This window comes from Blautia massiliensis (ex Liu et al. 2021), from assembly GCF_052064225.1.
Taxonomy (GTDB): domain Bacteria; phylum Bacillota; class Clostridia; order Lachnospirales; family Lachnospiraceae; genus Blautia_A; species Blautia_A fusiformis.
Map to the genome: position 1 here is coordinate 66312 of NZ_JBQHWA010000017.1, position 11286 is coordinate 77597.

At 46.7% G+C, this 11286-nt stretch carries 7 protein-coding genes; 5 read left to right on the plus strand and 2 right to left on the minus strand.

Annotation, left to right across the window (positions count from 1 at the left end):
* Positions 1-24 precede the first annotated feature (24 nt).
* From ACTNDQ_RS08720 to ACTNDQ_RS08740, 5 genes are all read left to right on the plus strand, one after another.
* Positions 25-1518 carry a SpoIIE family protein phosphatase gene (locus ACTNDQ_RS08720; protein ID WP_015527120.1) on the plus strand — a complete coding sequence of 498 codons (1494 nt, stop codon included), beginning with the start codon at positions 25-27 and terminating at the stop codon, positions 1516-1518.
* Between the two features lie 25 nt (positions 1519-1543).
* Positions 1544-2986 (plus strand): tRNA lysidine(34) synthetase TilS, encoded by a 1443-nt coding sequence (gene tilS, locus ACTNDQ_RS08725; protein WP_279201269.1) that lies wholly within the window; start codon positions 1544-1546, stop codon positions 2984-2986.
* Entirely contained in the window at positions 2983-3510 is a 528-nt protein-coding gene (gene hpt, locus ACTNDQ_RS08730) for a hypoxanthine phosphoribosyltransferase (RefSeq protein ID WP_015527123.1), read from the plus strand. Before tilS ends, hpt begins: the two co-directional genes overlap by 4 nt.
* Positions 3511-3526: 16 nt before the next feature.
* The gene (gene ftsH, locus ACTNDQ_RS08735; RefSeq protein ID WP_441064405.1) at positions 3527-5374 is read left to right on the plus strand and encodes an ATP-dependent zinc metalloprotease FtsH; all 1848 of its coding nucleotides are present in this window, start codon (positions 3527-3529) and stop codon (positions 5372-5374) included.
* A gap of 286 nt (positions 5375-5660) precedes the next feature.
* A complete protein-coding gene (locus ACTNDQ_RS08740; RefSeq protein WP_441064406.1) occupies positions 5661-7778 on the plus strand; it encodes a glycoside hydrolase family 13 protein in 2118 nt (705 codons plus the stop codon).
* Between the two features lie 80 nt (positions 7779-7858).
* Here ACTNDQ_RS08740 and ACTNDQ_RS08745 read toward each other — a convergent pair whose 3' ends face one another.
* Positions 7859-8170 (minus strand): ArsR/SmtB family transcription factor, encoded by a 312-nt coding sequence (locus tag ACTNDQ_RS08745; protein ID WP_022427364.1) that lies wholly within the window; start codon positions 8168-8170, stop codon positions 7859-7861.
* Positions 8171-8304: 134 nt separating this feature from the next.
* Positions 8305-11001: a heavy metal translocating P-type ATPase gene (locus ACTNDQ_RS08750; RefSeq protein WP_441064407.1), complete on the minus strand. Its 2697-nt coding sequence runs from the start codon at positions 10999-11001 to the stop codon at positions 8305-8307.
* Between the last annotated feature and the right edge of the window lie 285 nt (positions 11002-11286).

An 11286-nucleotide genomic window follows, 5' to 3' on the forward strand; every position in this document is an offset into this window, starting at 1 on the left:
AAGGTTATAAGGGGAGGGGAAAATATGCAGGAATGGATCATTGCCATGCTCGTAGTCAGCATACTGCTGATACTCCGGGACATGGCAAAAACTGTCTTTTCGGGAAAAACGAAGGAAAAAGAAGAAATGCTGCCGCTTTGTGAAAGCCATCCCCAGAAGGAAAAAGTGGAACGGTATGCAGCATCCTTCCGGAAGCTTGCGGATACATTCTACGGAATGCCTTACCGTAAGGAATTTTTGAGCGGAGGACAGCTGAACCGTATCATATCGGACACCAGTGCGGCTGTATGTTCCAGATGTTATCAGAGAGAGATCTGCTGGGGAGAGCGTGCCGGGGAAACCATGCGGGGCAGTGAGAATATGATCCGTACCATGGAGGAAGGCAATGAAGAGAGTATCCAGAGAGCACGCAGTGAATGGATGGGAGCATGTGGCCGTTCCGCCCAGTATTTTCAGGTCCTGAATGAGGGATTTCGTGAAGAAAGGCAGAATCTCGTGTGGGATAACCGGATGATCGAAAGCCGGCTTGCAGTTGCACAGCAGCTGACGGAAATCTCGAGGATCATGGATCATATGGCAGAAGAGCTGTATGATATCATGCCGGCAGATCCGCAGTTTCAGGAAGATCTGAAAAAGGCTCTTCGTAAAAAGCATGTACTTGTAAAGAATGTCTGGGTCATGGATAAGATCGAAGGAAGACGGCAGATATTTCTGAATCTGAGAGCCAGGAGCGGACAGTGTGTTTCCATGACAGAGATCGCACAGATCCTGTCCAGGATCTGCGGAAGCTCCATGACGCCGGACGCCGACAGCCGTAGTATTGTAAATGGAGATTTTCGTATGGTCCATTTTGTGGAGGATGTCAGTTATCAGATGCTTTACGGAGTAGCGCGGCTTACAAGAGAAGCGGAAAAGGTTTCCGGAGACAATTATATCTGTCGTCAGGAAGAGGATGGCAGGTTTTTTCTCTGTCTGTCTGATGGGATGGGTTCCGGAATAGAAGCGTTTAAAGAAAGCGAGATCGTGGTAGAACTTCTGGAACAGTTTCTGGAATCCGGCTTTTCTCAGGAAACAGCTGCCAGAATGGTGAATTCCGCACTGCTATTGAAAGGACGGGAAGGGATGTTTTCTACTGTTGATATCTGTGCGGTGGATCTTTATACCGGGATCTGTGATTTTCTGAAAGCAGGGGCGTCTTCCACATTTATTAAAAGAGATCACTGGGTGGAATCCATTGCTTCGGAAAATCTTGCAGCAGGCTTGGTCCAACAGCTGGATTTTGATACTGCCTCAAGGAAGCTTTATCATGGAGATTATCTGATTATGATGACAGATGGAGTTCTGGATGCGCTTCCTACAGAACGGGAAGAGGAAACCATGAAGGAGATCATTATGGATGTCCGGGAAAAAGAGCCCAGGGAGATGGGACGGGGAATACTGGAAAGGGTCCTGGGATACAGTGATTATCATGCCAGGGATGATATGACAGTAGTTGTGGCAGGATTGTGGAAAAAATAGAGTATTTTTGGTTACAGGAGAAAAAATGATCACACGTGTAAGAAAATATATCAGAGACAATCGGATGCTGAAAGCAGAGGATATGGTTGTGGCAGGGGTTTCCGGAGGGGCGGATTCCATAGCAATGCTTCATATTTTGAAAAGTCTTCAGAAAGAGATCGGTTTTTCCATGGAAGTGGTTCATGTCCATCATGGGATCCGGGGCCAGGAGGCGGACCGGGATGAGCAGTTTGTGGAAAAAATCTGCCGGGATTGGGGAATCCCTTTCCGGTCCAGGCATTATCCGGTTCCGGAACTTTCCGGAAAGTGGAAGCTGGGAGAAGAAGAAACCGGAAGGATCGTGCGAAAACAGGCGTTTCAGGAGGAAAAAAAGAGACTTGGTTTTTCCGGAGAACAGTCAAAAAAGAACGGACAGTTCCGGGTCGCGCTGGCACATAATCGCAATGATCTGGCAGAGACTATGCTGCATCATCTGGCAAGGGGAACCGGTATCCGGGGACTTTCCGGGATACAGGCGGTAAATGGTGAGATCATCCGGCCGGTTTTGTGTTTAGAACGGAAGGAGATCGTCAATTATCTGAAAGAGAGAAGTATTTCCTATATCACAGACAGCAGCAATCTTTCAGATGACTATACAAGAAACCGGATCCGTAACCATATTCTTCCGGCTATGGAACAGAAGATCAATGCAAAAGCGGTGGAGCATATGGCAGAAACCGCACGGGTTCTGGCAGAGGCAGATTCGTATCTTCAGAAAAAGGGAAGGGAGCTTCTGGCAGGCTGCCGGAAAGAAAATGGCTATCTTCTGGATGAAAAATTTTTTGCACAGGATCCTATCCTTCAGGAATATGCTGTGATGGAGGCGTTTGAGATACTGTCAGGAAAACGTAAGGACTTTACATCTCTTCATGTGGACCAGGTCCTTTCAATTCAAAAAAAAGAAAACGGTCGTTATATCAACCTTCCGGAATCGCTGCGGGTAATACGACAGTACGGAGGGGTATGTCTGAAAAAGAACTCTGCATCAGACAGAGAGAACGATGCTTCCACTGAAAAAAAAGTATCGGCAGGTCTCAGAGAAATGTCTATGGAGCTTCCGGTACCTGGAATTCTGGAAAGTCCTTTCGGAGTTTTTGAGTCGAAAATTTTTTCTTATAAGAAACAGAAGATTGAAGAAAAAAAGTATACGAAATGGTTTGATTATGATAAAATAAAAAACAGTCCATGCGTTCGGACCAGAAGACAGGGAGATTATCTTACTGTAAACAGTGAAGGCGGAAGAAAGAAGCTGAACCGGATCTTTATTGATGAGAAGATTCCGGCGGAGATGAGAGACAGGCTTCCGGTTGTTGCGGCAGGATCTGAGATACTCTGGATCCCGGGAGGACGGATGAACGAGAAGTATAAGATCACTTCCACTACAGGGAGAGTGTTAGAATTACATTACCAAGGAGGAGCTTTAGCATGAGCGAAAAAATCAGGGTTTTACTCAGTGAAGAAGAGGTAGATGCCCGTATCCAGGAAGTTGCAGATATGATCAACAAGGATTATGACGGAAAAGATGTACACATGATCTGCGTTCTGAAAGGCGGCGTTTTCTTTATGTGTGAGCTTGCCAAGAGGATCACACGCCCGGTAACACTGGATTTCATGTCTGTGTCCAGTTACGGTGATGATACGAAATCCAGCGGTGTTGTAAAGATCGTCAAGGATCTGGATCAGCCACTGGACGGGAAAGATGTTCTGATCGTAGAGGATATCATTGATTCAGGCAGAACCTTAAGCTATCTGCTGCGTATCCTGAAGGGCAGACATCCGGCAAGCATCAGACTCTGTACACTTCTTGACAAACCGGAGAGACGTGTGACAGATGTAGAGGTAGATTACTGCTGCTTCAATATTCCGGACGAGTTTGTAGTAGGATACGGACTTGATTATGCCCAGAAATACAGAAACCTTCCTTACATCGGAGTAGTGGAGCTTCAGGACTGAAAGGAGATTTAACCAAGTGAGCAAGCATTCAGGTAAGATAGGCCTGTACCTTCTGCTTATTGTGGCACTGATCGCAGGATATCTGTATCTCAATGACCAGGTATCTACCCAGGGCAGCTACACAATGGGCCAGCTGGAAAAGGCTCTGGAAGAAGACAAAGTGACGGATGCGGTGATCCATCAGAACAGAGAAGTGCCCACCGGTTATGTAACAGCAAACATTGTTTCAGACGGTCAGAAGACAGTCTACGTAACCGATGTAAAGGAAGCGGAGGCGCTTCTTGAAGAACATGATATCGATCCGACGATCCGCAATGTACCCAAGGACAGCTCCATGATCGGAACAGTACTTCCGGTAGTGCTTACCGGCGCGATTCTTCTCTTTTTCTTTATGATGATGAACCGGCAGATGTCCGGAGGCGGCGGAAGCAATGCGAAGATGATGAATTTCGGAAAAAGCAGAGCCAGGATGTCGTCCCCTGATGATAAGAAAGTAACGTTCAAGGATGTTGCAGGTCTTCAGGAGGAGAAGGAGGATCTGGAGGAAGTGGTGGATTTCCTGAAATCCCCACAGAAGTATACCAAGGTAGGTGCCAGGATCCCGAAAGGAGTGATCCTTGTGGGCCCTCCGGGAACAGGTAAAACTCTTCTCGCGAAGGCAGTTGCAGGAGAGGCCGGAGTTCCGTTTTTCTCCATTTCCGGATCCGATTTCGTGGAGATGTTTGTTGGTGTCGGTGCTTCCCGTGTACGAGATCTTTTTGAAGAGGGCAAGCGTCATGCACCGTGTATCATCTTTATTGATGAGATCGATGCGGTAGCCCGTCAGAGAGGAACCGGTATGGGCGGCGGCCACGATGAGAGAGAGCAGACGTTGAACCAGCTTCTTGTAGAGATGGATGGTTTTGGAGTAAATGAAGGAATCATCGTAATGGCAGCGACCAACCGTGTGGATATTCTGGATCCTGCGATCCTCCGTCCGGGACGATTTGACCGTAAAGTCGGTGTGGGACGCCCGGATGTCAAGGGCAGAGAAGAGATCCTTATGGTCCATGCCAAGGATAAACCGCTGGGAGATGATGTGGATCTTCGCCAGATCGCCCAGACAACCGCAGGATTTACAGGCGCAGATCTGGAGAACCTTCTTAATGAAGCTGCCATTGATGCTGCAAAAGAGGGCCGTCCTTATATTATGCAGAAGGATATCAAGAAAGCATTCATCAAGGTCGGGATCGGTGCAGAAAAGAAGAGCAAGGTCATCTCTGATAAAGAGAAAAAGATCACAGCTTATCATGAAGCAGGCCATGCGATCCTGTTCCATGTACTTCCTCATATGGATCCGGTATACACCATTTCCATTATCCCTACGGGAATGGGAGCTGCCGGCTACACCATGCCGCTGCCGGATAATGATGAGATGTTTAATACAAAGAACAAAATGCTGGAGGATATCACCACGCTTCTTGGCGGACGTGTGGCTGAGGAGATCATCTTCGGAGATATCACCACCGGTGCTTCCAATGATATCAAACGTGCCACAGAGACTGCACGCTCTATGGTAATGAAATACGGTATGTCTGAAAAAATCGGTCTGATCGCTTACGGCAACGATGACGATGAGGTATTTATCGGCCGTGATCTGGCACATACCAGAGGCTACAGTGAGGAAGTGGCAAGAGAGATTGATGGGGAGATTTCCCGTATCATCCGTGAGTGCCATGAGAAGGCAGAGAGCATCATCCGTGAGAATATCGGCGTTCTTCACAGCTGTGCGGCCCTTCTTCTCGAGAAGGAAAAGATACATCGTGAAGAGTTTGAAGCACTTTTTACAACAGAAAAAGAAGAGGTTGCAAAAACAAACGAATAAAATGCACAAAAAAAAATATTGAATTTTGTGAACTTTGTGCACACTTTTTGGTGGACACATGGTACTATAAATACCGTAAAAACCCCCCAATACATTATATAGTTTTTGCTACACCCCATAAGAAGAAATACCTTCTCCAAAAAAGGCAGCTTAACCAGCTGTCTTTTTTACTGCCCAAAAATAAAGACGGATTACGGAGAAAACAGATATATATGCTTGCGGGATGGAAAAAATTAAGATAATATATTTAAAAACATGGTACTAAAAACGGAATGAGGAAGATAGAATGTTATATGAAAGCATGGAGACTGCAAAGAAGATGCGGTATATACTCAATATGAGTCCGGTATTAAATAAAGACGCAATGTTCAGTGACGGGACGGAATATTACCGTACACCTGTGGAGCCACGGGAAGGTGATACAGTTACGATCCGTTTTCGTACCCAGAGAAATAATGTGGACAACGTCTGTCTTGTGCATGACGGAGAATATCTGGAAATGAAGTGGGAAAAAACTTCCGGAAGCTTTGATTATTATACTGCACAGATCGTAATGGGAAAAAATCTTGTACGATATTACTTTGAGATCCATTCAGGACTTGTTACCTGTTATTATGATACAAATGGTGTAAGCACCAGACATGAGGAAAGGACAGAATTTGAGATCTATCCCGGATATCATGTGCCTGAGTGGCTGAAGGGTGCTGTGATGTATCAGATTTATGTGGATCGTTTCTGTAACGGAGATCCTTCCAATGATGTGGAAACAGGGGAATATTTCTATATCGGGGACATTTCCGTAAAAGTGGATAACTGGGAAAAGGTTCCGGCTGTGATGGGTGTCCGGGAATTTTATGGCGGCGATCTTCAGGGAGTTATGGATAAGCTGGATTATCTTCAGGAGCTTGGAGTAGATGTGATCTATCTGAATCCGGTCTTTGTCTCTCCCAGCAACCATAAGTATGACTGTCAGGATTACGATCATATCGATCCGCATATCGGAAGGATCGTAGCGGACTGTGATGGTCTGTTAAGTCCCGGAGACAGTGACAACAGTCATGCCCTTAAGTATATCCGCCGTGTGACCGATAAACGGAATTTGGAGGCCAGTAATAGGCTTTTTCAGGAGCTTGTGGAGGAAATTCACAGAAGAGGGATGAAAGTAATCCTGGATGGGGTATTTAACCATTGCGGATCCTTTAATAAATGGATGGACAGGGAACGGATCTACGAAAATCAGGAAGGCTACGAAAAGGGGGCCTATGTTTCGGCGGACAGCCCTTATCGTTCTTTCTTCTGCTTCCAGGATCAGAACCGCTGGCCCTATAATCCAACCTATGACGGCTGGTGGACCCATGATACCCTGCCAAAGCTGAACTACGAAGAATCTGAGGAGCTTTGCCGGACGATCCTTGATGTGGGCAGAAAATGGGTTTCGCCGCCGTATAACGTAGACGGCTGGAGACTGGATGTAGCTGCAGATCTGGGCCACAGCAATGATTTTAACCATCACTTCTGGAAAGAGTTCCGGAGGACAGTAAAAGAAGCCAATCCTGATGCAGTGATCCTTGCAGAACACTACGGAAATCCGGAAAGCTGGCTTCGCGGCGATGAGTGGGATACGGTTATGAACTATGACGCTTTTATGGAGCCTGTAACCTGGTTCCTGACCGGAATGGAGAAGCACAGTGATGAGTACCGGGAGGACCTTTATGGCAACAGTGAGGCCTTTATCGGGGCGATGAAGCATCATATGCAGTCTTTGCATATGGGAGCGCTTTATGGAGCCATGAATGAGCTTTCAAACCATGACCATTCCAGATTTCTGACAAGGACCAATCACAGAGTAGGAAGGCTTTCCTACGCAGGCGCAGAGGCAGCATCTGCAGGCATCAATCCTGCCATCATGAGAGAGGCTGTTGTGATCCAGATGACGTGGCCTGGTTCGCCTACGGTATATTACGGGGATGAGGCCGGCGTCTGCGGCTTTACAGATCCGGATAACCGCAGAACTTATCCCTGGGGAAAAGAAGACAAGGAGATGCTGGACTTTCATAAACGTATGATCTGCATACACAAGGCATATCCGATTCTTGCAAAGGGTTCCCTGGAATTTCTGTGGAACGATCATCAGGGCTTGAGCTATGGTCGTTTTTCTGATTCTGAACAGATCATAGTGATCCTTAATAATCAGGATCAGGAGAGAGACATAAGGGTAACAGCCTGGAAAACCGGTGTAAGCCGGAAAGAAGCAACGGCTTTTCAGCGCCTGATGCTTTCTTCCGGAGAGGGTTATACGGAAATGCCGGAAGAATATATTGCAGATGCAGGGATTCTTCAGGTGAAGATGCCTGCATACGGAGCGATGGTGCTTCACCACAGGGCGAGGGATAAATACAAATGATGCACGAGTAAGGCAGAGAAAAAAGCCAATCTGTTCTTCCATTGGGAATCGGATTGGCTTTTTGCATTGTGTTTTATGAGTTATTCTTCTGTAACGTGTTCCAACCCCTGATTCATGATGGTTGCCACATGGCTGTCTGCCAGGGAGTAGTAAATGGTTTTTCCATCTCTTCGAAATTTGACCAGTGACATCTGCTTCAGTACCCGGAGCTGATGGGAAATGGCACTCTGGGTCATGGAAAGACGATCGGCAATATCCTGAACACAGAGCTCTTCCACAGAAAGTACGTACAGGATACGGATCCTGGTAGGATCACCGAAAACCTTGAACAGGTCGGCAAGCCGGTACAGTGTATCATCATTGATCGGGTAATCTATATGTGTTTTCTTCATTTGCGCATCCTCCAAACTGTTAACTTCTATTGTAGCTGAAAAAAACGCACCGGTCAAATTCTTTTCTGCATCACTGGGGAGTTGTATGGATGCACAGGGATCCACTGCAGGATATCTGCCCTGCAGAACGGAGCTTATTTTTTATACAGGATACGAATGGAATTCAGCACGCAGATCATGGCAACGCCAGTGTCTGCAAATACGGCCATCCACATGTTGGCATGTCCGGCAAGACCAAGGATCATAACTGCGATCTTGATCACCAGGGCAAATATTACGTTCTGCCATGCAATACGGTTTGTGCTTCGTGCAATGGCGATAGACTGAGGGATCGCATCTACATTGGAATTCATAAATACGGCATCTGCGGCTTCAATGGCAGCATCTGCACCACTTCCCATGGCAGCACCTACATCAGCACCTGCAAGAACAGGAGCGTCGTTGATACCGTCACCGACAAACATAACCGTTCCATGTGCCTGGCGGACCTTTTTCAGGGCATTGAGCTTATCCTCCGGAAGAAGCTTTGCATAGATCTCATCGATCCCGGCATCTTTTCCTACAGCCTGTGCACTGTCTTCGGAGTCTCCAGTGAGCATAACGGTGTGGAGACCAAGCTTTTTCAGAGAAGCAATGGCTTCCTTTGCGTCAGGTTTGATGGTATCGGAGATCAGCATATATCCTGCGAAGGTTCCGTTTACTGCCATAAATACTTCAGAGCCGTAAGCGGCTTCCTTTAATTCTCCGATTGTAACTCCGAATTTATCCATCAGCTTGCGATTTCCGCAGAGAACTTTTCCCTCCGGCATTTCCGCAACGATCCCGTGACCGGAAATTTCTTCCAGGGAGATCGGTTTTTCAAATTGGATCTCACGTTCCTTTGCGGCAGCAACGATGCTGTTCGCAATAGGATGTGTGGAGTTCTGTTCACAGCCTGCACACATGGAAAGGAGTTCATTTTCCGTGTATTTACCGGTGGCAACAACCTTCTGAAGCTGGAAGTTACCCTCTGTGATAGTGCCGGTCTTATCCATGATCACAGCGCCGAGCTTACTTAATCCTTCGATGGAAAGGCCACCCTTGAAAAGGATACCCTTTTTAGAACCGGCACCGATCCCGGAGAAGAAGGCCAGCGGGATACTAAGTACAAGAGCACAAGGGCAGCTCATTACCAGGAAAGTAATGGCTGTGTAGATCCAGTAATGCCAGTTTCCGGTAACAAGGGATGGGAGTATGGCAGTTGCCACTGCGATTCCTACAACACAAGGAGTATAAACCCTGGCAAAACGTGTGATAAAGCGGTCGATCTTCGGTTTGCTTGCTGCCGCGTTTTCTACGGAATCCAGAATACGAGTGACCATGGATTCTTCCAGAGGTTTTTCCACGCGGATTTTAAGCTGTCCGGAGGTGTTGACGCAACCAGAAGTGATCTCATCACCTTCATTTACAGCAACCGGTACAGGCTCTCCTGTGATCGGAGAAGTGTCGATACGGCTGTTTCCCTCAATTACGATACCATCAAGAGGGATGCGGTCTCCGGGACGGACCAGAAGAATGTCTCCGATCTGAGCCTCTTCAGAGGGAATTACCTGGATATCATCGCCTGTGACCAGGTTTACAACTTCCGGACGAAGGTCTACGGCATCCATAATCTGCCCGCGGCTTCGTTCAACGGCTTTTTCCTCAAAAAGCTCGCCGATGCGGTAAAAGAGCATAACGCCTACGGCCTCAGCAGAATCATTGATGGCAAAAGCGGCAAGTGTTGCAATGCTCATGAGAAAGTTTTCGTCAAAAATCTGTCCGTGAGAGATGTTTTTGGCAGCTTTTACAACGATAACACCCCCAAGCGCCAGGTATGCGATCACAAATACAGGAAGAGTGGCACTGGTACCAAAGCCTTTGTGTTCCATGATCTCTCCGGCAACGAAGAGTACTGCACCGATGATAATACAGATGATATCTACGTTTTCCCTGGAGAAAAATTTCTTCTTGGAAGCGGTTTGGTGAGTCGCTGTTGTTGGGGACTGAGCCTTTGGCTTCGGATCCTTTTCTTTTACAAGAACTTCGGATTCAATGGATGTACAGATCTTACGGATCTGATCCAGGTATCGATCCGGATTCTTTGCAGTTAAGCGAAGCTGTTTTGTTGCAAAAGTGATGGTTGCTTCGGAAATGCCTTCAAGGTTTGCAATTTGTTCCTCCATTTTGGAAGCGCAGTGAGCGCAGCCTAGATTCTCCAGAAGATAGGTCTTGGTTGTTGTGTCAGTGGAAGCTGCCGGAGCTGGATTTCTCGGAACAACTTTAACTTCAGACTCAATGGATGTGCAGATCTTGCGGATCTGCGGAAGCAGAGCGTCTGGATCAGCAGCCCCTAAGCGAAGCTGTTTTGTTGCAAAAGTAATGGTAGCGCTTTCTACGCCTTCAAGAGCCTGGATCCGTTCCTCCATTTTGGAAGCACAGTGAGCGCAGCCGAGGTTCTCCAGAATGTAGACACGCTTTGCGGTGAGAGCATTGTGGGAGTGATCGTGGTGCTCATGATCTCCGCAACCACAACCACAGTGCTCGTCATGGTTGTGAAGGTGCTCGTGTGCATGATGTTCGTGCTCATGGTCCCCGCAGCCACAACCGCAGTGCTCATGGTGGTGAGGATGCTCATGTTCATGATCTTCATGGTCATGATTCTCGCAACCACAGACGCAGTGCTCATCATGGTGATGGTGCTCATGATCGTGATGTTCTTCATGCTCATCATGGGTGTGATGCGCATGCTCGTGACCGCAGCCGCAGGAATCTGCGGACTCCATGGAATCTTTCTTTAATTTTTCTTCCATATGAACTCTCCTTGCTGATTCGTTTGTTTTTTATATGAATATATGAATTAATGTTCATATGACTATTTAATCATATATAAAAGTCTTTGTCAACAGCTTTTCAAAGAACGGATCAAAGAAAAGTAAAATTTATTGCAAAAGAAATATAGAAAACGTTAATATATTCTGAAAAAATAATCTATTTTATTATTTTTACTCAAACTTCCCACACCAATAAGGTGTGCTGAACCTTGAAAATCCAATATTTCAGCCAATAAAAAAGGCATAAATACAATCCTTTGGTAT